Genomic DNA, 23007 nt, shown 5'->3' with positions numbered 1-23007 from the left:
CAATGGCCATGGGGGATTTTCGGGGTTGCGGGCGTGCCGCGAAACGTGGCTGTCGCCTGTTCGCGGCCCTGGGTTTCGTACGACTATTCCTTTTGCACGAGAGGGGCAAGCGACGCCTTCCGATCGGACGTGGAATTGTCGCAAAGCGACGTGCAGCCTGCGCGGCCGGGAGCAAAACGGTGAAGTCTCCGCGTCGCGCTGCTGCGCACAAGCCACGCCCGAGACGCCCGTCGTTATTGGCCGTGCGCGTATTGCATCGCCGCAATCGCGTGCCGCCGGGCGCCGAGGCCCGCGTGGTAAGGCCGCCGGGTGTGTCGTATTTGCGCAAGCGTTTGTCGTAATTCGTCGGCAGGTCGGGGTTTTTTCTGGCAACTATGTAGGCACGCTATGACACGCGTGAGTCCCCGCTACACGAGGAGAAGGTTTCGATGGATGCCCCCAAGGTCGTGGTCGAAGGTCTGTGCAAGGTATTTGGAAGCAACCCGCAGCAGGCGCTCGACATGCTCGCAGCCGGCGCGACGAAAGACGACGTGCTCAAGCGTACCGGTCAGGTCGTCGGCGTGCACAACGTATCGTTCGACGTGCAGGAAGGCGAAATATTCGTGCTGATGGGCCTGTCCGGCTCCGGCAAATCCACGCTGATCCGCCTCGTGAACCGGCTGGTCGATCCGAGCGCCGGCAAGGTGCTGATCGACGGGCTCGACGTCGCGTCGGCACGCCGCTCCGCGCTGACCGCGCTGCGCCGCAAGGACATGAGCATGGTGTTCCAGTCGTTCGCGCTGATGCCGCATCGCACCGTGGTATCGAATGCCGCGTTCGGCCTCGAGGTCGCGGGCGTCGGCAAGAAGGAACGCGAACGCCGTGCGATGGAGGTGCTCGAGCAGGTCGGCCTCGCACCGTTCTCGCACAAGCTGCCGTCCGAGCTGTCGGGCGGCATGCAGCAGCGCGTCGGCCTCGCCCGCGCGCTGGCCGTGAACCCGTCGCTGATGATCATGGACGAGGCGTTCTCCGCACTCGATCCGCTCAAGCGCCGCGAAATGCAGGACGTGCTGCTGCAACTGCAGAAGGAACAGCGCCGCACGATCATGTTCGTGTCGCACGATCTGGAAGAGGCGCTGCGCATCGGCAACCGCATCGCGATCATGGAGGGCGGGCGGCTCGTGCAGGTCGGCACGCCGCAGGACATCATCGCGAACCCGGCGGACGACTACGTGCGCGCGTTCTTCGACGGCATCGACACGAGCCGCTACCTGACGGCCGGCGACCTGATGCAGACGGGCGCCGTGCCGACCCTGTCGAAGTGCGATGCCGCGAACGTCGCGGCGACGCTGAACGGCAGTGCCGAATACGCGTTCGTGCTCGACGCCGCGCGCAAGATCCGCGGCTTCGTCACGCGTGACGCGATCGGTCAGGACACGCCGTCCGTGCGGCCGATCGAAAGCATCCGGCGCGATGCGTCGCTCGAACATGTCGTCGCGCGTGTCGTCGCGAGCCCGAATGCACTGCCCGTCGTCGACGACGACGGCTGCTACTGCGGCTCGGTCGACCGCGCACTTATCCTGAAGGCCATCACGCGTTCGCGAGGCTCCCATGTCTGAAATGATTCCGCTCGGAAGCTGGGTCGACCAGTCCGTTCACTACCTGCTCGACCATGACGCGGCGACGTTCGATACGATCGGCCGCGCGATCGAGGGCCTCGCCGCATTCGTCGAGCACAGCCTGCAGGCGATCCCGATGTGGCTGATGATGGCGATCTTCATCGGTGTCGGCTTGTGGCGGGTGGGCTGGCGCTTCGCGTTGTTCACCACCGCGTCGCTGCTGCTGATCTTCGCGACGGGCTTCTGGGACCAGACGGTCATCACGCTCGGCCTCACGCTGTCGTCGACGATCATCAGCCTGGTGCTGGGCATCCCGCTCGGCATCTGGGCGGCGAAGAGCAAGTGGGTCGCCGCGATCGTGCGTCCGATCCTCGACCTGATGCAAACGATGCCCGCGTTCGTCTACCTGATTCCGGCCGCGATGCTGTTCGGTCTCGGCCGCGTGCCGGGGATCCTGTCGACGGTGATCTTCGCGATGCCGCCGGCCGTGCGCCTGACGAGCCTCGGCATTCGTCACGTGAACCGCGAGATCGTCGAAGCCGGCCAGGCATTCGGTTGCACGCCGTGGCAGCTACTGTACAAGGTGCAGTTCCCGAACGCGCTGCCGTCGATCATGCAGGGCGTGAACCAGACGATCATGATGGCGCTGTCGATGGTGATCATTGCGTCGATGGTCGGCGCGGGCGGCCTCGGCAACGACGTGCTCGCGAGTATCCAGCGCCTGGACATCGGCCTCGGTTTCGAAAGCGGCCTGTCGGTCGTGCTGCTCGCGATCATTCTCGACCGCATCACCGAAAGCTTCGGCCGCGCGCCGGGCACCGTGAAGGCACCGCTGTTCTCGGGCCTGAAGCAGCTGTTCCGCGCGAAGGCCACGCCCGCGCAAGCGTAAGCAACCGGCGGCCGGCTCGCTTCCGGCCGCATCCCCCGATTCGATCCCGGCTTCCGTGGCGCCTGCCACGGGGCTGGCCGCGTGCAACCTGCTCAATTCGCCAGGAGCCCGATGTGACGTCCGCCGCCGCTGCCGCCGTGCCCGCCGCTTGCGTTTCACCGGTTTCGTCCCTTGCCCATTTCGGCTTCCTGACGCTGCCGAATTTCTCGATGATCGCGTTCTCGAGCGCGGTCGAAGTGCTTCGGATGGCGAACTACGTCGGTCGCTCCGACCACTACAAGTGGTCGATCTATTCGCTCGACGGGGCGCCCGTGCATGCCAGCAACGGCATCGCGGTGCGGCCGACGCAGGCGCTCGACTACGCGAACCTGCCCGACGTGATGATCGTGTGCGGCGGCATCCGCATCCGCGACGTGGTCGACGACGGCGCGCGCGACACGCTCGCCGCGCTCGCCGAACGCGGGCTGCCGCTGGGCGGCATCTGCACCGGCGCGTATGCGCTGATGTCGAGCGGCCTGCTCGATGGTTATCGCTGCACCGTGCATTGGGAGAACCTGTCCGCGCTGCATGCGGAATTTCCGCAGGTCGGGTTCGCCGACGAGCTGTTCGTCGTCGATCGCGACCGGCTCACCTGCACCGGCGGCACCGCGCCGCTCGACCTGATGCTGAACCTGGTCGGCATGCGCTTTGGCCAGCAACTTGCCGCGCAGGTGTCCGAGCAGTTCATTCTCGAGCGCATCCGCAGCTCGACCGATACGCAGCCGATTCCCGTCGATGCGCGCGTCGGTTTCTCGCGCGCGGAGCTGATCGAGGTCGTGCGGCTGATGGAAGCGAACATCGAGGAGCCGTTGTCGCTCGAGGAACTCGCGCGGCTCGTGCGCCTGTCGCAACGGCACCTGCAGCGGATGTTCAAGGTGTACCTGAACGTGTCGCCCACGCACTATTACCTGACGCTGCGCCTGAAGCGCGCGCGCGACCTGCTGCGCACCACCGACGCATCGATCGCGCGCGTGACGACGACGTGCGGATTCCATTCGCCGTGTCACTTCAGCAAGGCGTACCGCGCGCAGTTCGGTCACGCGCCGAGCTACGAGCGCCGATTGCCGGGGCGCTGACGCGGCCCGCGCGAACCATTCGGTCCGCGACGCCGCCGGGATCGCGGCGCGCGGTTTCAATACTCGATCCCGCACCCATGAAAAACGACGTCACTTTGAGGAGAAGACAGATGAAGCGCCTATTGATCGCAGCGGCATGCGGGATCGGGATTGCAGCGCCGATGTCGGCGGTTTACGCGGCCGACCCGCCCGTGTGCAAGAACGTGCGCTTCGCGGACGTCGGCTGGTCCGACATCGCGGCCACCACCGGTCTCGCATCGACGATGCTGCAGGGCCTCGGCTACGCGCCGACCAAGACGATCGCATCGGTGCCGATCACGTTCGCGGGGATCAAGAGCAAGCAGATCGACGTGTTCCTCGGCTACTGGTCGCCGACGATGGATCCGATCATCCAGCCGTTCACGAAGGCCGGCACGATCAAGGTGCTCAGCACCCCGAACCTGACCGGCGCGAAATACACGCTCGCGGTGCCCGACTACGTGTATCAGGGCGGCCTGAAGTCGTTCGCCGACATCCAGAAGTTCGCGGACAAGCTCAACGGCAAGATCTACGGGATCGAACCGGGCAACGACGGCAATCTGCTGATCAAGAAGATGATCGACGGCAACCAGTTCGGCCTCGGCAAGTTCAAGATGGTCGAGTCGAGCGAGGCCGGGATGCTGGTCGAGGTGAATCGCGCGATTCGCGAAAAGCAGTGGATCGTGTTCCTCGGCTGGGAACCGCATCCGATGAACGTGCAGATGAAGATCGACTACCTGAGCGGCGGCGACGACGTGTTCGGCCCGAACTACGGCGAAGCGAAGGTGCTGACGGCCACGCCGCCCGACTACGCGCAGCGTTGCCCGAACGTCGCGAAGTTCGTGTCGAACCTGCAGTTCACGACGACGATCGAGAACCACGTGATGGTGCCGATCATGAACAAGGAAGACCCGAACAAGGCGGCCGCCGCGTGGCTGAAGGCGAACCCGCAGGCGCTCGACAAGTGGCTGGCCGGTGTGACGACGATCGACGGCAAGCCGGGCCTGCCGGCGGTGAAGGCGTATCTCGGCGTGCATTGAGCGACCGGACGAGCGTCGCGCTCCCCGAGCGCGGCGCGCGTGACGAAACGCGGCCCTCCCGTATCGTGCGGGCGGGCCGCGTTGTTTTCGGGCCTGGAGGCGATCGACGAATTGCCGGGCCGCGAACGAACGTCACGATTCCTTCGTTGCCGCCGGTACGTCGAACACGCGATCGAATGCCCACTGGAACACGAACGCGTAGCAGAAGAAGAACGCGAACAACCCGATGTCGACGACGAACGCATCGAGCCACGAGATGTCGAGCCACCACGACACCACCGGCACGAGGATGAAGATGAGCCCGCCCTCGAATCCGGTCGCATGCAGGATGCGCCGCGCGAGCGTGCGTGCCGGCTGCCGGCGCGACGCTTCCCAGCGCTCGAACAACGCGTTGAAGATCATGTTCCACAGCAGCGCGATCGCGGACATCGTCACGGACAGCGCACCCGAATAGACGAGGCTCTGCTTGAAGACCGACGCGATCGCGGGCGAGATGCAGGAAATGGCGATCGCTTCGTAAAGCACCGCCTGCGTGATTCTGCGCGGAAGGCCTTGCACATTGTTTCTCCGGTTCGACGGTGACCCGACGGCTGCTTGCGCGGCGCCGGTGCCACGATGTCCCGCAAGGCTACGTGCGTTGCGCGGCCGCTTCAATTCACCTAATCTCACCCGGATTGAATCGAATTCAACCTGGCCGGACCCGGCCCGCGAGGCCCCGTGTTCTCGAAAATTCCCCTGACCGCATTGCGTGTATTCGAGTCGTCGGCGCGGCTCGGCTCGTTCAAGGCCGCGGCGGACGAGTTGTCCGTGACGCCGGCGGCCGTCTCGCATCAGATCAAGTCGCTCGAAAGCCGGCTCGGCGTGCTGCTGTTCGAACGTGGCGCGGGCGGCGTGCGGCTCACGGAAGGCGGCGAACGGCTGTTTCGCACGAGCCACGATGCGTTGCTCGCGCTCAGTCGCGGGCTCGATGCGGTGCGGCCCGACGCGGCTCACACGCGCACGCTCGTGCTGACCACCACGCCCGCATTCGCCGCGATGTGGCTGATCCCGCGTCTCGGCCGGTTTCGGCAGGTCGATCCGCACTTGAACATCAAGGTCGAAACCGGCAACGCGCTCGCCGATCTCGACCGCGACGCGCGAATCGATCTTGCGATTCGCGCGACGTCGCGCACGTTCCCGGCGCTGCACGAGATTGCATTGATCGACGAGTATTTCGGCGCGTATGCGGCCACCGGGTTCGATGCGCACCGAACGGGCGAGCGCCTCGATTTGATCGAGACCGTGTGGAATACGCCGCTGCCGGAGTCGATCGACTGGGCGTCGTGGTGTCGCGCGGCGGGCCGCGACGTGTGGCTCGAACGTGCGGTGTTCCGGCATTACGACGACGAGCACTACGCGCTGCAGGCCGTGTTGCACGGGCAGGGCGTCGGGCTGCTCAGTTCCGTGCTCGTTGCCGAGCACGTCGAGCGCGGCGCGCTGATGCCGATCGAGCCGTCGGTGCGGCTCGCCGGCGCACGCTTCGTCGCGCTGTGCAAACCCGGCCGGGAGCGGGAGCCGCAAGTCAGGCAGTTTCTCGACTGGCTCGAAGCGGAAATCGCGCGCACACGCGTGGCGGTCGCGCGGATCGCGTCGCATGCGTGACGCAGCGGCCCGGCGCTTGCATTCCGCCGTCAGGCCTTCCGGTCATCCGTTACCCGAAGCGCACGCAATACACCGGCGGCAAATGCGCGGACACCTGCCGCCAGCTGTCGCCGCCGTCGCCGGACGTCCATAACCCGCCCGTCGTCGACGCCATCGCGAGACGCGTGCCCGTGTCGTCCACCGCGAGCCCGTGCCGATACACGAGGTCGTAGGCCGGCGCGGGCGGCAGCCCGTTCGACAGGCTCTCGAAGCTGCGGCCGCCGTCGCGCGTGCGCGTGACGACGAACCGGCCGTTCACGGGAATCCGGCAAGCGTCCTTCACCGCCGGCACGAACCACGCGGTGTCGGGATCCGCCGGGTGCACGGCGACCGCGAAGCCGAAGCTCGACGGCTGCGCTTCGATCCGCTGCCAGTGCGCGGCGCCGTCGGTCGAGCGGAAGATCGCGCAGTGATGCTGGGTCCACAGCACATCGGGGGCGGCCGCGCACTGGACGACACGATGCGGGTCCTGCACGTTGGGTTCGCCGCGCCGCTCGGGCGGCATGTAGTCGGCTTCCATGCCGTCGGCGCTGACGCGCCAGGTCGCGCCGCCGTCGAAGGTCTGCCAGACGCCGCCGCACGAAATCCCGATCGTCACATGGCGGCTGTCGCGCGGATCGACCATCACCGAGTGGATGCCGGCCGCATCGTAGCCGCCGCCGAACCACTCGGCGCGCTCCGGGCGATCCCACAGCGCGCGATTGAGCACCCAGGAATCGCCGCCATCGTCGGAGCGGAACAGTCCGCCCGGTATCGTGCCGGCCCACAATACGCGCGGCTCGTCGGCGCCGCCGGCTTCGAGCGACCAGATCTGCTGAAGCGTCCACGGTGCGCGCGGCGGGGCCGGCGCTTCGTCATCCGAATCGCCGGCGCCTGCATGGGTGCCGGCGTTGGCGCGGGATTCGTCGGCGGGCTGCGGCGGATAGACGGGCACCGCACATTCTTCCCATGCGGCGGCATCGGCGCGCCGGCGATGCAGCTTGACGCCGAAATGGCCGAGATTGAGCGCCGCATACAGCGTGCCGTCGCGCGGGTCGGCCAGCGCCATGCTGACGGGTTCGCCCGCGAAATGCGGCTCGCCGAGCGACCAGCCGCCGTTGCCGTCGGCGTGCAGCACGAACAGGCCCTTGCGGGTCGCGACGAGCAGTCGATCGTTCATGTCGGGTGTCTCCAGTAGGTCCGACCGGCGCTTGCTTCGATGGAGATGCGTCCCTTTATCCGCCGGACAGCGCCTGCACGACATAGACGCGGCTGGCATCGCCGAGCGCATCGGACAGGTGTTGCCGGTCGCGTACCGGCTGGCCGTCGATGAACACCGACAGATGTTTTCTCAGCGCGCCCTGGTCGTCGACGATATAGCCGCGCAGCCGCGGCTGCTCGCCGAAGACGGTTTCAAGCGCTTCGCCGAGCGTTCGTGCGTCGATGTGACGCTCGGGCGTGTCGATATGGCGCTGGATCGACGCCGCGAAGAAGAGGTGTGCCATGGCAGTGACTGGCAGGAGCCGCGCGGGAGGGACGGTCTGTAGTGTAGGCGATCGATCGGGCCGGCCGCGACATTTGTCGTACGGCCGGCGGTACGACGAGGTTGCTGCGTCGCGCAATGATCCGGCTATGCGTATTTGTCGCCGACCGTGCTTCGCACAGGGTGCGTGTCGTAGACGATGATCATGCGCTCGATGCGCGCGTCGTCGTCGAATTCGAATACGTCGACGCACTCGAACCGCACCTCGGAGCCGTCCTTCAATCCCCAGTCGTAGACGAAATAGCCGGTGGCCCGACGTGCGCCCGTCGTGCTGACGCAGATGTCGATCGGCGTGATCCGGCTTTGTCCGGATGCCGCCACGACTTTTTCGAAAAAGGGTTGCGGCGCCATCCAGCCGAGAAACGGCGAATATATTTGCGCATCCGGCGCGAACAGCGCGCAGATCTCGACGACGTTGCCGCGTTCGAGCGCTTTCAGGTAGGTATCGACCTGCCGCGTGTATAGTGCGTCGGACGACGATGCCATGGTATTTCTCCGCTGATTGTTGACGAACCGTGCGCGACAGCCGTCGCGAACCGGTTCAACCACGATAGCGATGCCGCGATGACCGAGCAAACGAATAATCCGCAACCCGGGTATGCCGCCCGCGCATATCCGCTGGCGGATCTGACGCGCCCGCTGCCGCCGCTGACGGCGTTCCAGGCGTTCGTCGCCGCCGCCGAACTGGGCAGCTTCAACCGGGCGGCCGAGCATCTGTGCCGCACTCAGGGCGCGGTGAGCCGCCAGGTGCAGCAACTGGAAGCGCACTACCGATGTGCGCTGTTCGTTCGTCATCCTGCCGGATTGACGTTGACCGCGGAGGGCGGCGCGTTGCTGACGGTGGCCATCGACGTGCTCGCGCAACTGGCGCAACACGCGCACGCCCATGCGCATTCCGCGTCGGCCCTGACGTTGCGCCTGCCTTCCACGTTCGCGATTCGGTGGCTGCTGCCGCGGCTCCCGGCGCTCAATCACGCATTGTCGCGAACCGAATTGCGCATTCACACGTCGGCGGACGACACGCCGGATTTCACCGATGCCGACGTCGACGCCATCGTCGTGCGCGGTACCGGAAGCTGGGCGGGAATGGTGGCGGTGCCGCTGTTCGACGAGTGCCTCACGCCGATGTGCACGCGCGAGGCCGCCGCGTCGTTGAAGTCGATCGCCGATCTCGCGCATGCGACGCTGCTGCATCCCGCGCGCAATCGCGACGAATGGCGATGCTGGCTCGACGCCGTCGGCGCAACGCGGATCGACCCGCGCACCGGGCTCGTATTCGATACGCTCGAACTGACGTTGACGGCCGCGGCTCACGGGCACGGCGTCGCGATCGGCGATCCGCGCATGGCGGCGGATCGGCTGGCCACCGGGGCGCTCGTCACGCCGTTTCCGGAGGTCGTGCGCAACGGTCTGGGCTACTACCTCGTCTACCCGGCGCAGCGTGCCGCGCAACCCGCGATTCAGGCGCTTGCGGAAGTGCTGACGCGTCTCGCGCGCGAGGACTGATCGCTACGGGCGGGCGCCGAGCGATCGGCTAGACCGGAATCGACCGCCCCCGCATCCGGATGCCGAGTCGCACCACGCCGATCACCGCATTCGATAGCCACGTCAGCAAGCGCGGCATGCCGCGCCGCCGGATATCGAGCAGCAGCACGATCCGCACTTCGTCGCTGTCGTTCCACACCTCGTGCACGAACGTGTCGTCCCACAGCAGGAAACAGCCTTCGTCGAGCCGGTATTCGCGACCGTCGACCTTCAGCACCGCAGCCGGCGTGCCGTCGGCGCGCTTCGGCATCGACAGCACCAGATAGCCACGCAGGATGCCGCGAAACGGTCCGCGATGCGGCGGGATGTGCTTGCCGGGCGCAAGGAACGACAGCGACGCGGACAACACGTCCGGTGACGCCGCGACGATCGATTCGACGGTCGGGCAACGCGACAGGTTGCGCGGGAACGGCTGGCCGTAAGCCTGCATGATGAACATCCGCCAGTCGCGCGCATCGTTGGCCGAGATGTCGTGCTGCTCGCGCATGATCTCGTGGAAGCGCGGGATGCGCGGCAGGTGGCGCGCGACGGCCAGCGCTTCCGCGCGAATGGCCGGCCACGCGCGGACGAATCGTTCGGCGTCGGGAAACGCGGCCGCGTCGAGCACGGCGCCGCTGTCGATATGGCGGTCGTACAGCGTGCGAAGCAGGCCGGCTGCATAGTCGTAAGCGACGGACATGATCGAGGTGCGATCCACAAGGTGTCGTCAGTCTGCCCCACGCGCGGTGGGGCCTGCGTTACGTCAGGTTACGCCGGCTGACGAAAGAATGACAGTTCGATGAACGCCGGGCGCAAACGGTCGGTCATTCCGGGAATAAACGTATGCCTCGTGTCGTCATACGGGTGTAGCACGTCGTTTCGTTGACTTCCGAAGGAGTGAAACATGAATACGCATTGGCTGGTGGCCGCCATGGTGGCGGCGATGTCCGTCGCGAGTGTCGCGACGCCGGCGTCGGCACAGGCATTGACGCGCGCGCAGGTCAGGCAGCAACTGATCGACGCCGAAAACAACGGGCTGCGCTTCGTGACCGATGCGTCGTATCCGGAGGTGAGCCCGCTGTTCCGGCAGCAGGCCGAACGGATGCCTCGGCGTCAGGCCGAAACCGCGGTCGGCAGCGATCCGGCCGCGGCTTCCGGTGCGGGAAAGCCGACGGAATTGCCGTCGCGTCCGCGCGCGGTCGCATGCGTGGGTCCCGAAAGTTTCTGCACACCGTATTTCGGCAGCTGAAGTAGCGGGCCGCCACGGCCGGCCGACATCCACGAAGGTGGACCGGCACGCAACATTGAAGGAGTTGATGATGAAAACTTGCATCGCACTACTGATGATCGGCGTGATCGCCGGTCAGTCCGCATTCGCGCAATCGAATGCACCGCTCACGCGTGCACAGGTCCGCGACGAGCTGATTCGTCTGGAAGCGGCGGGATACGATCCTTCGAAGGGAGACGACGGCGAATATCCGGCGGACATTCAGGCCGCGATGGCGAAGCTCGCCGAGCAGGATCGGGCGCGGATGGCGGCTTTGCCCGCCGCGCCTGCGTCGGCGTCCGTCATGCCCGCGCAGGCTGACGACTAGGTGCCGACGTGTACGTGTGTCTCTTCAGGCCGATGTGTTCGCGGTACGGCAATACACATGCCGTTCGCCGCACACGGCCCGGTCGATCGGCACGGACGGCGAGGCCGTCGATCGCGCGCCGCTTTGCGCGGGGCCGCGATCAACTCGTTGCCCGATTCCGACGGGTGCGCAGGTAGCTTGGCGGATGAGCCGCGATGCAGCCGGGAGTGCGCGCCGCCATTACCGGCCCTCTGCCCGCGACGGCGCGCGAGCAGACGGGCGTCGAGATTACCAGGGCATCATCCGTTGCAGGACCGTGTCGCGCAGCACGAAACGATGCGCGAGCGCGGCCGCGACGTGAAGGCAGATGCCCGCGAACAGCACCCACGCGAGGATGCCGTGCACATCGCCCATCGCGTGCCCGAAACCCGAACCGGCTGCCGACAGCGCCGGGAGCGGGACGATGCCGAACAGCGTGACGGCCCATGCACGCGATGATGCATTGATCCAGCCGAGCAGCGGCACCACGATCAGCAACGCGTAGAGCCCGAAGTGCGTTGCGCCGGATACCGCACGCATCGCAGGCGACAGTTCGTCGGCGGGCGGGCGATGCGTCACGCGCCAGAGCACGCGGCAAACCATCGCGGCAAGCAACGCGGTGCCCACGATCAGATGCGCGGCGATCAGGCCGACCGGCTGCGTATCGCGATGCACGTCGGGCATCGTCCAGCCGATCACATATTGCGCGACGACGAGCGCCACGATCAGCCAGTGAAGAAGGCGGGCGACTGCGTCGTATCGGGCCGTTGTAGACATGAAAGCTCCTGGCAAGCGGATGAGGACCGTATATTGCGGCGGATTTTACGGCCGAATCCTTAACAAAACGTTAAGCGTGCGGTCGCACGCCGCTTTCGTCCGCTGCCGCCTGCGCACGATCGGCCCGAGCGGATTCCGCCGGCACGTTCATTCGGCGTTTCGTGCGGGTTTCGTTGATTGCGCTGCACGTACCCGCAGCGCTTTTCACGACGATGACATTCCTGTCGGTCCGTAAGGCGGCCGACGCGGCATTCAGGTGGCGCGGACGTTTGCGACGATGTCCGCGCGTCCGGAATCGATCATCGCACGATAGTCGTGTCATCTGAATGCGCGTACTGTCGGTTGATCGTCCTGCATATCCGGCTCAACGGGAATCGATGCGGCGGCGTGTACGGGTGAGCGCGCGTTCGCGCGTGCTGCCCCGGGTGTCGCCGTCACCGGGCCAACACTGGGGAGAAGCATGGTTTTGCTGCACGTGCTGTACGCGCTGGCCAGCGCAATGTCGATCGCATGCGGGCTATGCGCGTTGCTCGCCATTGCGTACACCGTCACGGCCAGCGTGCTGGTCGGACGATTCTTTTCGCGCGCGCGGGCGGAGCCGCGCGACTATCCGGGCGTCACCGTCGCGAAGCCGCTGCACGGCGACGAATGGAATCTCGTTCAGCATCTTGAAAGCTTCTTCGTCCAGGATTATCCGGGGCCGGTACAGCATCTGTTCGGCGTGCACGATGCAGGCGACGCGGCGCTCGCGGCCGTCGAGACGCTGCGCACGCGCTATCCGGACGCGAACATCAAGGTCGTTGCCGATGCGCGCTTGTACGGGCCGAACCGCAAGATCGCGAATCTCGTCAACATGCTCGAACACGCGGAGCATTCGGTGCTGTGCCTCGCCGACAGCGACGTGCTGGTCGAGCGCGATTATCTGCGCGCCGTCGTGGGCGCGCTACAGCAGCCGGAAGTCGGCATCGTGACGAGCGTGTATCGCGGCGTTGCGTCGCCGGGTTTCTGGCCCGGCGTCGCCGTCGCGATGACGAACTACCATTTCCTGCCCGGCGTCATTACCGGGCTTTTCATCGGGCGCGCCCGTCCGTGCTTTGGACAGACGATTGCAATCGCGCGCGCGACGCTCGAACGCATCGGCGGGCTCGCGCGCTTCGCGCATCACCTGGCCGAGGATCACGCACTCGGCGAAGCGGTGCGGCAGGTCGGCGCGCAGGTGGTCGTTCCGCCGTTCGTCGTCGGGCATGCCTGTGTCGAAGAGACGTTCGCCGCGCTGTACGCGCACGAATTGCGCTGGAGCTGCACGATACGCGCGGCGGACCGGCTCGGTCACGCCGGGTCGGTGCTGATGCATCCGTTGCCGCTGGCGTTGCTGGCCGCGCTGTTTTCCGGCGGCACGCCGGCCGCATGGTGGCTGGCGTTCGCGGCGCTCGTCGCGCGGGCGTTGCTGATGTTGAAGACGAGCCGTGCGACCGGCGCGGGTCTGCGCGGCGCGCTCTGGCTGCCGTTCGTCGATCTCCTGCAGTTCGTGGTATTCGTGTCGAGCTTCTTCTCGTCGCATGTCGTCTGGCGCGGCACGCGCTTTCGCGTCGACCGCGAGGGCTTGCTGTCGCCGGCGGGGAAATCATGATGCACGACACGCATTCCGATGTTGAAGGCACGGACCGGCAGCGTGCGCGTCGCGATGCGCGGCTGCGGCATGCGGGGCGCGCGGCAGCGCTGGCCGGGCTGTTGCTCGCGGTGTGGCTGATCTGGCGCGAGCATCCGCTGGAGATCCTGCACCGGCTCCGGACGGCCGGCGCCGGATTGCTGGTCGCCGCGCTGGCCCACATCCTGCCGATGCTCGCGAATGCGTGGGACTGGCGGATGCTGATTCGCGGCCCGCGCCGGCCATCGTTCGCGACGATGCTCAAGCTCGTGTGGATCCGCGAATCGATCAACGGGCTGTTGCCGGTCGCGCGGATCGGCGGCGAGATCGTGTCGTTCAGTCTGCTGCGGCAGGCCGGCGTGCGCCCGGCGACGGCCGTGGCGAGCCTCGTCGCCGACATGCAGCTGACGCTGATCAGCCAGCTGGTGTTCGCGCTCGTCGCGATCGGCTACGTGCTCGAACACGTGTCGTCCGGCGCCGCGCAGGTGGCGGCGCGTCTCGCGATCGGCATGGCGGCGCTCGTGCCGGTGCTGCTGCTGTTTGCGCTGGTGCAGCACGCGCGGCCGTTCGAGCGCGCGATGCGTGTGGCCAACCGCGTCACGAGCGGCAAGGTGGTGGCGCTGGTCGGCGAATCGGCGCGCACCGATCAGTCGATCCGGATGATCTGGAGAAAGACGGGTATCGTCGTCCGCTATCTGACCGTGTGGCAGACGCTGCAATTCGTCGGCTATGCGCTGGAGATCTGGCTCGCGCTGCATTTCCTCGGCGCCGATCCGACGTTCGCGCAGGCGCTCGCGATCGAGGCGCTGATCCAGCTGCTGAGCAGCATCGCGTTCCTGATGCCGGGCGGTCTGGGCGTGCAGGAGGGCGGGTTCGTGCTGATCGGCGGGCTGCTCGGGTTCGACGCACCGACCTGTCTGGCGCTTGCCGGCGCGCGACGCGTGCGCGACCTGCTGTTCTATCTGCCGGGTTTGCTCGCGTGGCAGCATGCGGCCGGCGCGGCGCGCATGCCGTACGACGCGAGGCGCGCATCGATGCGCGTCGGCGAGTCCGCCGGGCCGCGCTGATGCGGCCCGACGTCGTCGGCCAGCCGAGCGGGCAGCCGCTCGCTCGCGCGGCCGCTTGCCGCGCCCGGCGGCGCGGCCGTCAACGCCGCTCGTCGGCGATGTAGCTGCGGATCACGTCCGCGAACGACGTGTCGCCCTTCAGGCCGAGCGCTTCGGCGCGCGTCGTGTCCCAGCGGCCCGGCCAGCTGCCGACGATCTTCTCGACGCGTTCGTCCGGCGCATGGCGGATCAGCTTCACGACGTCGTCGCCCGCGACTTCGCGCAGCGCCGCGATCATTTCGTCGACCGATACCGACAGGCCCGGCAAGTTGATCACGCGCTTGTTGCCGAGCTTCGCGCCGTCGATCTCGCAACCCGCGACGAGCGCATCGATCGCGCCGCGCGGCGACAGCAGCCACAGCCGCGTCGAACCCGGCACCGGGCATACGCTCTCCTCGCCGTTCAGCGGTTCGCGGATGATGCCGCTCGCGAACGACGACGCGGCCGCGTTCGGGCGGCCCGGCCGCACGCTGATGGTCGGCAGCCGCAGCACGCGGCCGTCGACGAAGCCGCGCCGTGCGTAGTCGCACAGCAGCAGTTCGGCGATCGCCTTCTGCGCGCCGTACGACGATTGCGGATTCAGCGCGGTGTCGTCCTGCACGACGTCGGGCAACACGCCGCCGTAGACGGCCACCGAGCTCGTGAATACGACGCGCGGACGATGGCCGCGCGCGCGACACACTTCGAGCAGCGTGCGCGATGCGTCGAGGTTGATCCGCATGCCGAGATCGAAATCGGCTTCAGCCTGCCCGCTGACGATCGCCGCGAGGTGGAAGATCGCGCCCGTCTGCGTGTCGATCGCGCTTTCGAGCACGGTGCGATCGGCGATGTCGCCGACGATCGACGTCACGCGCGCGTCGCCGAAATCGCTGCCCTTGACGACGTCGAGCAGCACCAGCTCGTCGATCTTGTCGGTCCGGCCGTCGGGGCCGGTCAACTCGCCGCGCTCGAGCAGCTTGCGCGCGAGACGCTGGCCGAGAAAGCCGGCGCCGCCGGTGATCAGTACCTTCATGTTGTGAGCCCTCTTCGGAATGCCTGGATTACAGATATGGCTTGAGCCAGCCGAGGCCTTCGGACGTGCCGGCCTTCGGGCGATATTCGCAGCCGATCCAGCCGTCGTAGCCGAGCGCGTCGATCAGCTCGAACAGATACGGGTAGTTGAGTTCGCCGATGTCCGGCTCGTGACGCTCGGGCACGCCGGCGATCTGAATGTGGCCGACGCCGGCGAAATCGCGCTTGAGCTTCATCGCGAGGTCGCCTTCGACGATCTGGCAGTGGTAGCAGTCGAACTGCACCTTCAGGTTCGGCGCGCCGACTTCCGCGCGGATGTCATGCGCATCGTCCTGGCGGCTGAGGAAATAGCCGGGCATGTCGCGCTGGTTGATCGGCTCGATCAGGATCGTGATGCCGTGCGCGGCGGCCGCCTGCGCAGCGTGCCGCAGGTTCGCCACGTAGGTATCGCGATGGCGCGCGCGGTCGGCGCCCGGCGCGACCATCCCGGCCATCACGTGCAGCTTCTTGTTGCCGAGCACGCATGCATAGTCGAGCGCCCGGTCGATGCCGCGCCGGAACTCGTCCTCGCGGCCCGGCAGCGACGCGAGCCCGCGTTCGCCGGCGGCCCAGTCGCCCGGCGGCGCGTTGAACAGCGCCTGCACGAGGCCGTGCGCGTCGAGGCGCGCGCGGATGTCCTCGGCGGCGAAGTCGTACGGGAACAGGTACTCGACGGCCTTGAAGCCGTCGTACGAGGCAGCGGCGAAGCGTTCGAGGAACGCGTGCTCGGTGTACATCATCGAGAGGTTGGCGGCGAAGCGGGGCATGGCAGCGGGTCCTGTGAATGAATGGGGCAGGGCGCGCGGCGCCCCGCGTCGAATACCGGATCAGCGGTTCACGAGTTTCGCGGGCGTGAGCCACACGGCGATCGCGCCGATCACGAGCATGCCGGCCAGCACGTACATGCCGGACGACGTGCTGTGCGTGAGGTCCTTCAGGTAGCCGATCACGTACGGGCTCGCGAAACCGGCGAGGTTGCCGACCGAGTTGATGATCGCGATCCCGGCGGCCGCGGCGGAGCCGGCGAGGAACGCGGTCGGCAGCGACCAGAACAGCGGTGCGCAGGTCAGCACGCCGCCTGCCGCCAGCGACAGGAACACGATCGATACCGCCGTATTGTGCGAGTACGACGCGGCAACCGCAAACCCGACCGCGCCCATCAGCGCCGGCACGATCAGGTGCCAGCGGCGTTCGCGGCGCTTGTCCGCGCTATGGCCGAACAGGTTCATCACGACGATCGCGACGACGAACGGGATGGCCGACAGCAAGCCGATCTGCAACGTATCGGTGATGCCGGTCGACTTGACGAGCGTCGGCATCCAGAACGTGAGGCCGTACTGGCCGGTGACGAACGCGAAGTAGATCAGCGACATCCACCACATGCGCGGGTCGGAGAACACGGCCTTTAGCGAATGGCCGTGCTTCTGCTGTTCCTGGGGCTGCGCGGCGATCTCGTCCTCGAGCATCTGCTTCTCGCGCTCCTCGAGCCACTTCGCGCTGCGGATGCCGTTGTCGAGATACAGGATCGTCGCGATGCCGACGAGCACGGCCGGCACGGCCTCGATCATGAACATCCATTGCCAGCCGTGAAAGCCCGAGCCGCCGTGAAAGCGCTCCATGATCCAGCCCGACAGCGGGTTGCCGAAAATGCCCGACACCGGAATCGCCGACATGAACACCGCGATGATCTTCGCGCGGCGATGCGACGGGAACCAGTACGTGAGGTACAGGATCACGCCCGGATAGAAGCCGGCTTCCGCAAGGCCGAGCAGGAAGCGCAGGACGTAGAACTGCGTCGGCGTCTTCACGAACGCGAACAGCGCGGACAGCAGGCCCCACGTGATCATGATCCGCGCGATCCAGATGCGCGCGCCGATGCGGTGCATCAGCATGTTGCTCGGCAGCTCGAACAGGAAGTAGCCGAGGAAGAAGATGCCGGCACCGAGGCCGAACACGGTTTCGCTGAACGCGAGGTCCTGCGACATCTGCAGCTTCGCGAAGCCGACGTTCACGCGGTCGAGATACGCGACCACGTAGCAGAGCATCAGGAACGGCACGATGCGCCAGAACACTCTCCTGTAGGTGCGGTCGAGTTCGGCCGATTGGGCGGGCGCGGTGGGCGAGCGGCCTGCGGCCGCGTCGAGAGCAGTCATCGTCGTCTCCTGGGATGTCATGTGCCGGCGGCGCGCACGCCGCCGGATCGTGTCGTGTGTGCTGATGTAAAAGCCCGCGCACACGGCGGGCATGGAAACCGGTTCGTAGTCCTGCGCGGTGCGGGCGCGACGCGTCGCGTTACCAGCGTGCGCCGAACGTCTGGCGCAGCTCGTCGAGCGCCGCGTCGGACAGCGGCTCGGGCTTCGGATTCGTCATCAGCCACAGTCGCGCCGTTTCCTCGAGCTCCTCGAGCGCATAAGATGCGTGCGACACCGACTGCCCCCACATCACCGGCCCGAGGCGGTCGAGCAGCACGCCGCGCACCTGGTCGGCAAGTGCCGCGACTTCGGCCGCGACGGCCGGGTCGCCGGGGCGGCGATAGCGGATCAGCGGAATGTGGCCGACCTTCATCACGTAGTACGGCGTGATCGGCGGCAGCACGTCGGTGTCGCGCCATACGCCCGCGAGCGTCAGCGCGACCAGATGCGTCGAATGCGTATGGACGATGCCGTGTGCGTGCGCGTTGCGCGCGTAGATGCCGCGATGCAGCGCGAGCGTCTTCGACGGCTTGCCGCCCGATACGGGCTGGCCGTCGAGGCCGACCTTCGCGATGTCGTTCGGGTCGAGGCGGCCGAGGCAGGCGTCGGTCGGCGTGATCAGCCAGCCGTCATCCAGGCGCGCGCTGATGTTGCCGGCGCTGCCGACTGCGTGGCCGCGCGCATACAGGCTCGCGCCGACGACGCAGATCTCTTCGCGCAGTTTCGCTTCGCGGTTCATCGTGCGGCTCCGTCGAGCGCGCGCAGCGCCTTGTCGAAAAAGTCCACCGTGCCGAAGTTGCCGGATTTCAGCGCGAGGCCGAGCGGCTGCGCGTCGATGGTGGCCGTTGCCGGCACGCCGGGATCGATCTGCGCGCCGATCTGCAGCGACTTCACGTCGAGCGCCTGCACCACCGCGCCCGACGTCTCGCCACCGGCGACGACGAACTTGCGCACGCCGAGGTCGTGCAGGCCCCTGGCGATCGCCGCGAGCGTGCGCTCGACGAGATGGCCGGCCGCTTCGACGCCGAGTGCCTGCTGGACGGCCTTCACTTCGTCGGGCGTCGCGGTCGCATAGATCAGCACGGGTTGCGGCAGGTGCGAGCGTGCGAATGCCAGTGCCGCGTCGACGACGGGTTCGCCGCGCGACGCCGCGAGCGGATCGATCCGGAAGCTCGGCCGGCTGTCGCGCCACGCGGCAACCTGGGCGTTGGTCGCCTTCGACGCGCTGCCGGCGAGCACCGCCGACAACCCGTCGATGCGCGGCAGGGATGCCGCGTTGTCGCGCTCGGGCAGTTGATCCGCGCGGCGGAAATTCGCGGGCAGGCCGAGCGCGACGCCCGAGCCGCCCGTGACGAGCGGCAGGCCCGCGCACGCTTCGCCGAGCACGTAGAGGTCGCGATCCGACAGCGCGTCGGCGATCGCGAAGCGTGCGCCTTCCGCGCGCAGCTGCTCGATGCGCGCACGCACGGCGGCTGCGCCCAGTGCGATGGTGTCGTAGCGGATCAGGCCGACTTGCGATTTCGTTTGCCGCTGCAGCACGCGCACGAGATTCGCGTCCTTCATCGGCGTGAGCGGGTGGTTTTCCATGCCCGATTCGTTCAGCAGCGCGTCGCCGACGAACAGGTGGCCGCGGAAGATCGTGCGCCCGTTCTCCGGGAATGCCGGGCACGCGATCGTGAAGCCGCCGCCGGCCGCGTCGAGCAGTGCATCGGCGACGAGCCCGATGTTGCCCGCGTCGGTCGAGTCGAATGTCGAGCAGTACTTGAAGAAGAACTGGCGGCAGCCCTGCGCGCGCAGCCATTCGTACGCGGCGAGCGATTGCGCGACGGCGTCGGCGGCGGGAATCGTGCGCGACTTCAGCGCGACGACGATCGCGTCGGCGTCGATGGTCGTGTCGACTGCGGGCACGCCGATCGTCTGCACGGTGCGCATGCCGCTCTTGACGAGCATGTTCGCGAGGTCGGTCGCGCCGGTGAAATCGTCGGCGATGCAGCCGAGCAGGGGACGGGAAGCGGAAGCGGTCATGGCGGAAACGTCGTTCGAATCAGCGGGCGGGCGGCAGCGTGATGCCGGGGAAAGTCTTGATCACGGCGGAATCGTCCTCGCCGCCGTGTCCGGCGCTCGACGCGCTCATGAACATCTGGTGCGCGGTGGCCGACAGCGGCAGCGGAAACTTGCTGCGGCGCGCGGTATCGAGCACGAGGCCGAGATCCTTCACGAAGATGTCGACGGCCGACAGTGGCGTGTAGTCGCCGTTCAGGATGTGCGGCACGCGGTTCTCGAACATCCACGAGTTGCCGGCGCTGTGCGTGATCACGTCGTAGAGCGCGTCTGCATCGACGCCTTCGCGCAGGCCCAGCGCCATCGCCTCGGCGGCGGCCGCGATATGCACGCCGGCCAGCAGCTGGTTGATGATCTTCACCTTCGAGCCGATGCCGTGCGCGTCGCCGAGGCGGTACACCTTGCCGGCGATCGCGTCGAGCACGTCGTCGCAGCCCGCATACGCGGCGGCGGGCCCCGACGTCATCATCGTCATCTCGCCGGAGGCCGCGCGCGCGGCGCCGCCCGATACCGGCGCGTCGAGCATCTGCAGGCCCGCGGCCTCGATGCGCGCGCCGAGCGCGACCGCGAAGTCGGGCGCGACGGTCGCGCTGGCGATCACGACGCCGCCCGGCTTCATCGCCGCAACCGCACCGTGCTCGCCGAACAGCACCGCTTCCGTCTGCGCGGCATTGACGACGAGCGTGACGACGACGTCGCACTGCGCGCCCAGTTCGGCCGGGCTCGCGCAGGCCACGCCGCCTTCGGCCGCGAACGCCTGCAGCACGGTGTCGCGCACGTCGCATGCGTGCACGCGGAACCCCGCGCGCAGCAGCGAGCGGGCGACGCCGAGGCCCATCGCGCCGAGGCCGATGACTCCAACATTTCGTGACATGGTCAACCTTGATCGATTCGGGAAAGGTTCGGGGCAACGACGACACGGGTTCGGCCCGGGCCGCCGCTTCAGCAATCGTTCGTCAGCAGATGCCGGCTTCCGCGAGACGGCGGGCCGCGTTGTACATGTGCGTGCGCGCCGCATTGCGCGCGGCCATCGGGTCGCGCGCGCGAATCGCGTCGGCGATCGCCGCGTGTTCCTCGCGCACCTGCCGCGAGAAATCCTCGCGCGTCGCTTCGTTGCGCCGCGTGACCTTCACGCCGGCCTCGAGGTACTGGTTCAGGAACTGCAGCGTCTTCAGGAAATACGGGTTGCCGGTGACGGCCGCGATCGTGCGGTGGAACGCGACGTCTTCCGCGACGCCGTCGCGCCCTTCAGCCACCGCGTCGTCGATCTTGCGCAATGCATCGTCGATGTCGGCCATGTCGTCGGCCGTGTGGCGCAGCGCGGCTTCGGCCGCGACCTCGGCCTCGATCGCGCGCCGTACCGCAAGCAGGTGCGGCAGCGAGCTCGCCTCGACGGCTTCCGCGTAATCGATGCGCAACGGCCGGATCGCGCCGTGCTGATTCACGTACACGCCGCTACCCTGGCGCGGCTCGACCACGCCTTCGTTCTTCAACCGCGAGATCGCCTCGCGGATCACGGTGCGGCTCACGCCGAATTCCTGCGCGAGCACGGCTTCCGTCGGCAGCTTGCCGGTGGCCGAGAAACTGCCGACTTCGATCTGCTTCAGCAGTTGCTGCGCGACGTGGTCGCTCATCGCACGGGCGGGAATCTTCTCGAACATGGCGCTCTGGTTTGTAAGGTGATGTGGTCATCATACAAATTTGAAGATGCGTCAGCATCCGGGATAACCCTCGGTTAATGAGCTGCAACGTCGGTCAATTTGATTGGAACCGGTTCCAAATGGCGCGAAAATGCGGCGATCCGAGCGAGGGTGGCGCGCGGAAGGAGAAGGAAAAAGGGCGCGCGGCGACGGCGGCGCGCGATCGTCAGTCGGCGATGTCTTCGACGGGATCGAGGTCAGCGGCCGCCGGCGCACCGGCTTCCGCGCCGTCCCCGCCGCGCTCGCGATAGGTCGCCGGTGGCACGCCGAACTGCTTGCGGAACTCGCGGCCGAGGTGCGATGCATCGGCGAATCCGCAACTCGACGCGATATCGGCGACGGTGCGGTCGGAGCTGGTCAACAGCCATGCGGCCGTGCGCAATCGCACCTGCTTGGCGAACGCCTGCGGACTCTTGCCCGTTTCCGCCTTGAACAGCCGCTCGAGCTGGCGCGTCGACATGTCGAGCTTGCACGCGAGCTCCTCGAGCGGCAGCGCGCGGCCGACGTGCTGTTCCATCAGGAGAATCGCGCGCTTGACCTTCGGGTGCGTGGCCGGCTCGAGGCCGGGCGGGTGCGGCTGCGGCGCGTTGCCCTTCTGCATTTCGCCGACGAGCAGGATGCGCAGTGCCTTCTGCACGGTCGCGTGATCGAAATGGCGCAGCAGGATCGCGGCGGCGACGTCGATCGATGCGCGCCCGCCCGAGCAGGTGATCCGGCGCCGGTCGATCACGAACAGGCGATCGGCGATCAGCATGTCGGGATCGGCGTTCGGGAAGCGCTCGATGAAATCCCAGTAATGGAACCAGCTTACGCAAGTGCGGTAACCGTCGAGCACGTTGGCTCGCATCAGCGTGAACACGCCCGTGCAGATCCCGACGACCGTCGCGCCGCCCGTCGCCGCGCGGCGGATGAAGTCGAGCGTTTCAGGGCCGGCTTGCGGCCCCGAATGCAGCAGCCCGCCGACCACGACCACGTAGTCGAACGGCTCGGCGCTCTCGAAGGTTTCCCACGGCGTGATCTGGATCCCGCAACTTGCGCGCACCGGCGCCAGCGTGTCGCCGATCACGCTCCATGCGCAGCGCACCGGCTTGCTGTAGTCGCCGTCGTCGGCCGACAGCCGCAGCATGTCGACGAAACCCGAGAAGGCCGTGAGCGTGAAGTTCGGCAGCAGCACGATGCCGAAACGGATGCGCCGCGGCGCGGGTTCGGCGAGGGGGGAAGCGGGTACGTCGGGTGTCATCGCGGTCAATCTCGTCACGCCGGGAAGGCGGGTCTCACTCGGTTCACTCACTCTGCTGCCACGGCTGGCGGCCGACTTGTGGTTTTTCGTCGCCGATCATCGTCAAAACGCACTTTCCGATCGTCTGGCGCGGCGCTTGGCGGCGGTATCCCACGCCGATGCCGTTTTTGTTCTATCGGCCAATTTTACGCTTTGATGTACTGACGCCAACGACATTTCACGTACGCCCACCCA

Annotated in this window: 23 protein-coding genes and 1 pseudogene; 10 read left to right on the top strand and 14 right to left on the bottom strand. The window is 67.2% G+C overall.

Going from position 1 to position 23007, the window contains the following annotated elements; genetic code table 11:
* Positions 1–140: 140 nt before the first annotated feature.
* The 4 genes and pseudogenes from WS51_RS09045 to WS51_RS09030 all read left to right on the top strand — a co-directional run.
* A pseudogene (locus WS51_RS09045) lies at positions 141–1598 on the top strand (quaternary amine ABC transporter ATP-binding protein); the annotation flags it as partial.
* A complete protein-coding gene (gene choW, locus WS51_RS09040; RefSeq protein WP_059452134.1) occupies positions 1591–2487 on the top strand; it encodes a choline ABC transporter permease subunit in 897 nt (298 codons plus the stop codon). The pseudogene WS51_RS09045 and the gene choW, both read left to right, overlap by 8 nt.
* 113 nt (positions 2488–2600) lie before the next feature.
* Entirely contained in the window at positions 2601–3602 is a 1002-nt protein-coding gene (locus tag WS51_RS09035; RefSeq protein ID WP_059452135.1) for a GlxA family transcriptional regulator, read from the top strand.
* A gap of 110 nt (positions 3603–3712) precedes the next feature.
* The gene (locus tag WS51_RS09030; RefSeq protein ID WP_059943579.1) at positions 3713–4660 is read left to right on the top strand and encodes a choline ABC transporter substrate-binding protein; all 948 of its coding nucleotides are present in this window, start codon (positions 3713–3715) and stop codon (positions 4658–4660) included.
* A 132-nt stretch (positions 4661–4792) separates the two neighbouring features.
* Here the strand turns inward: WS51_RS09030 and WS51_RS09025 are convergent, their stop codons facing one another.
* On the bottom strand, positions 4793–5218 hold the full coding sequence (locus WS51_RS09025) for a PACE efflux transporter (RefSeq protein WP_059504323.1): 426 nt from the start codon (positions 5216–5218) through the stop codon (positions 4793–4795).
* 159 nt (positions 5219–5377) lie between these two features.
* Here WS51_RS09025 and WS51_RS09020 point away from each other — a divergent pair, with 159 nt between their 5' ends.
* Entirely contained in the window at positions 5378–6301 is a 924-nt protein-coding gene (locus WS51_RS09020; protein ID WP_059849200.1) for a LysR substrate-binding domain-containing protein, read from the top strand.
* 49 nt (positions 6302–6350) lie between these two features.
* Here the strand turns inward: WS51_RS09020 and WS51_RS09015 are convergent, their stop codons facing one another.
* The 3 genes from WS51_RS09015 to WS51_RS09005 all read right to left on the bottom strand — a co-directional run bounded on the left by WS51_RS09015 (position 6351) and on the right by WS51_RS09005 (position 8348).
* Positions 6351–7499 (bottom strand): WD40/YVTN/BNR-like repeat-containing protein, encoded by a 1149-nt coding sequence (locus WS51_RS09015; protein ID WP_060135665.1) that lies wholly within the window; start codon positions 7497–7499, stop codon positions 6351–6353.
* A 55-nt stretch (positions 7500–7554) separates the two neighbouring features.
* Complete coding sequence (locus WS51_RS09010; RefSeq protein ID WP_069228972.1) at positions 7555–7824, bottom strand: MoaD/ThiS family protein; 270 nt, start codon at positions 7822–7824, stop codon at positions 7555–7557.
* A 125-nt stretch (positions 7825–7949) separates the two neighbouring features.
* A complete protein-coding gene (locus WS51_RS09005) occupies positions 7950–8348 on the bottom strand; it encodes a nuclear transport factor 2 family protein (RefSeq protein ID WP_069228971.1) in 399 nt (132 codons plus the stop codon).
* A 78-nt stretch (positions 8349–8426) separates the two neighbouring features.
* Here WS51_RS09005 and WS51_RS09000 point away from each other — a divergent pair, with 78 nt between their 5' ends.
* Positions 8427–9368: a LysR substrate-binding domain-containing protein gene (locus WS51_RS09000; protein ID WP_069228970.1), complete on the top strand. Its 942-nt coding sequence runs from the start codon at positions 8427–8429 to the stop codon at positions 9366–9368.
* Between the two features lie 28 nt (positions 9369–9396).
* Here the strand turns inward: WS51_RS09000 and WS51_RS08995 are convergent, their stop codons facing one another.
* The gene (locus tag WS51_RS08995; RefSeq protein ID WP_059504309.1) at positions 9397–10086 is read right to left on the bottom strand and encodes an aspartyl/asparaginyl beta-hydroxylase domain-containing protein; all 690 of its coding nucleotides are present in this window, start codon (positions 10084–10086) and stop codon (positions 9397–9399) included.
* A 204-nt stretch (positions 10087–10290) separates the two neighbouring features.
* On the opposite strand from WS51_RS08995, the gene WS51_RS08990 reads away from it, so the two are divergent.
* Entirely contained in the window at positions 10291–10635 is a 345-nt protein-coding gene (locus WS51_RS08990; RefSeq protein WP_060347973.1) for a DUF4148 domain-containing protein, read from the top strand.
* 70 nt (positions 10636–10705) lie between these two features.
* Positions 10706–10981 (top strand): DUF4148 domain-containing protein, encoded by a 276-nt coding sequence (locus WS51_RS08985; protein WP_059504353.1) that lies wholly within the window; start codon positions 10706–10708, stop codon positions 10979–10981.
* Positions 10982–11248: 267 nt separating this feature from the next.
* On the opposite strand, the gene WS51_RS08980 is transcribed toward WS51_RS08985, so the two are convergent.
* Positions 11249–11776, bottom strand: coding sequence for a cytochrome b (locus WS51_RS08980; protein ID WP_059504304.1), 528 nt, complete (start codon positions 11774–11776; stop codon positions 11249–11251).
* A 460-nt stretch (positions 11777–12236) separates the two neighbouring features.
* Between WS51_RS08980 and hpnI the strand changes: the two genes are divergently transcribed.
* Positions 12237–13406, top strand: a complete 1170-nt coding sequence (hpnI, locus tag WS51_RS08975) for a bacteriohopanetetrol glucosamine biosynthesis glycosyltransferase HpnI (RefSeq protein WP_059805439.1) — start codon at positions 12237–12239, stop codon at positions 13404–13406.
* Positions 13403–14491, top strand: coding sequence for a lysylphosphatidylglycerol synthase domain-containing protein (locus WS51_RS08970; RefSeq protein ID WP_059799949.1), 1089 nt, complete (start codon positions 13403–13405; stop codon positions 14489–14491). The genes hpnI and WS51_RS08970 overlap by 4 nt, the downstream gene beginning before the upstream one ends.
* A 79-nt stretch (positions 14492–14570) precedes the next feature.
* Here WS51_RS08970 and denD read toward each other — a convergent pair whose 3' ends face one another.
* The 8 genes from denD to WS51_RS08930 form a co-directional block, all read right to left on the bottom strand.
* A complete protein-coding gene (gene denD / locus WS51_RS08965; protein WP_059773024.1) occupies positions 14571–15542 on the bottom strand; it encodes a D-erythronate dehydrogenase in 972 nt (323 codons plus the stop codon).
* A gap of 28 nt (positions 15543–15570) precedes the next feature.
* Complete coding sequence (otnI, locus tag WS51_RS08960; RefSeq protein ID WP_069228969.1) at positions 15571–16347, bottom strand: 2-oxo-tetronate isomerase; 777 nt, start codon at positions 16345–16347, stop codon at positions 15571–15573.
* A 60-nt stretch (positions 16348–16407) separates the two neighbouring features.
* Entirely contained in the window at positions 16408–17733 is a 1326-nt protein-coding gene (locus WS51_RS08955) for an MFS transporter (RefSeq protein ID WP_069229171.1), read from the bottom strand.
* 139 nt (positions 17734–17872) lie between these two features.
* Positions 17873–18511, bottom strand: coding sequence for a 3-oxo-tetronate 4-phosphate decarboxylase (gene otnC, locus WS51_RS08950; protein WP_069228968.1), 639 nt, complete (start codon positions 18509–18511; stop codon positions 17873–17875).
* Positions 18508–19797: a 3-oxo-tetronate kinase gene (gene otnK, locus WS51_RS08945; protein WP_069228967.1), complete on the bottom strand. Its 1290-nt coding sequence runs from the start codon at positions 19795–19797 to the stop codon at positions 18508–18510. Before otnK ends, otnC begins: the two co-directional genes overlap by 4 nt.
* Before the next feature lie 19 nt (positions 19798–19816).
* Positions 19817–20707, bottom strand: coding sequence for an L-threonate dehydrogenase (ltnD, locus tag WS51_RS08940; protein WP_059452151.1), 891 nt, complete (start codon positions 20705–20707; stop codon positions 19817–19819).
* A gap of 82 nt (positions 20708–20789) precedes the next feature.
* Positions 20790–21494 (bottom strand): FadR/GntR family transcriptional regulator, encoded by a 705-nt coding sequence (locus WS51_RS08935; RefSeq protein WP_059504289.1) that lies wholly within the window; start codon positions 21492–21494, stop codon positions 20790–20792.
* Positions 21495–21699: 205 nt separating this feature from the next.
* A complete protein-coding gene (locus WS51_RS08930) occupies positions 21700–22773 on the bottom strand; it encodes a GlxA family transcriptional regulator (RefSeq protein ID WP_059452185.1) in 1074 nt (357 codons plus the stop codon).
* Positions 22774–23007 lie beyond the last annotated feature (234 nt).

Source organism: Burkholderia territorii (genome assembly GCF_001718335.1).
Classification (GTDB): Bacteria; Pseudomonadota; Gammaproteobacteria; order Burkholderiales; family Burkholderiaceae; genus Burkholderia; species Burkholderia territorii.
Note: the sequence above shows the minus strand (reverse complement) of the source record. Positions and strands in the feature narration are given on the sequence as shown.

Bases quoted from the DNA above. Each gene is read 5' to 3' on its own strand.
- otnC (WP_069228968.1), bottom strand. From the start codon at position 18,511: ATGAACCGCGAAGCGAAACTGCGCGAAGAGATCTGCGTCGTCGGCGCG.
- WS51_RS09030 (WP_059943579.1), top strand. From the start codon at position 3,713: ATGAAGCGCCTATTGATCGCAGCGGCATGCGGGATCGGGATTGCAGCG.
- WS51_RS08995 (WP_059504309.1), bottom strand. From the start codon at position 10,086: ATGTCCGTCGCTTACGACTATGCAGCCGGCCTGCTTCGCACGCTGTAC.
- WS51_RS09015 (WP_060135665.1), bottom strand. From the start codon at position 7,499: ATGAACGATCGACTGCTCGTCGCGACCCGCAAGGGCCTGTTCGTGCTG.
- ltnD (WP_059452151.1), bottom strand. From the start codon at position 20,707: ATGTCACGAAATGTTGGAGTCATCGGCCTCGGCGCGATGGGCCTCGGC.
- WS51_RS09010 (WP_069228972.1), bottom strand. From the start codon at position 7,824: ATGGCACACCTCTTCTTCGCGGCGTCGATCCAGCGCCATATCGACACG.
- WS51_RS09005 (WP_069228971.1), bottom strand. From the start codon at position 8,348: ATGGCATCGTCGTCCGACGCACTATACACGCGGCAGGTCGATACCTAC.
- WS51_RS08955 (WP_069229171.1), bottom strand. From the start codon at position 17,733: ATGACTGCTCTCGACGCGGCCGCAGGCCGCTCGCCCACCGCGCCCGCC.
- WS51_RS08930 (WP_059452185.1), bottom strand. From the start codon at position 22,773: ATGACACCCGACGTACCCGCTTCCCCCCTCGCCGAACCCGCGCCGCGG.
- hpnI (WP_059805439.1), top strand. From the start codon at position 12,237: ATGGTTTTGCTGCACGTGCTGTACGCGCTGGCCAGCGCAATGTCGATC.
- denD (WP_059773024.1), bottom strand. From the start codon at position 15,542: ATGAAGGTACTGATCACCGGCGGCGCCGGCTTTCTCGGCCAGCGTCTC.
- WS51_RS08990 (WP_060347973.1), top strand. From the start codon at position 10,291: ATGAATACGCATTGGCTGGTGGCCGCCATGGTGGCGGCGATGTCCGTC.
- WS51_RS08970 (WP_059799949.1), top strand. From the start codon at position 13,403: ATGATGCACGACACGCATTCCGATGTTGAAGGCACGGACCGGCAGCGT.
- choW (WP_059452134.1), top strand. From the start codon at position 1,591: ATGTCTGAAATGATTCCGCTCGGAAGCTGGGTCGACCAGTCCGTTCAC.
- otnI (WP_069228969.1), bottom strand. From the start codon at position 16,347: ATGCCCCGCTTCGCCGCCAACCTCTCGATGATGTACACCGAGCACGCG.
- WS51_RS08935 (WP_059504289.1), bottom strand. From the start codon at position 21,494: ATGTTCGAGAAGATTCCCGCCCGTGCGATGAGCGACCACGTCGCGCAG.
- WS51_RS08985 (WP_059504353.1), top strand. From the start codon at position 10,706: ATGAAAACTTGCATCGCACTACTGATGATCGGCGTGATCGCCGGTCAG.
- WS51_RS08980 (WP_059504304.1), bottom strand. From the start codon at position 11,776: ATGTCTACAACGGCCCGATACGACGCAGTCGCCCGCCTTCTTCACTGG.
- otnK (WP_069228967.1), bottom strand. From the start codon at position 19,797: ATGACCGCTTCCGCTTCCCGTCCCCTGCTCGGCTGCATCGCCGACGAT.
- WS51_RS09000 (WP_069228970.1), top strand. From the start codon at position 8,427: ATGACCGAGCAAACGAATAATCCGCAACCCGGGTATGCCGCCCGCGCA.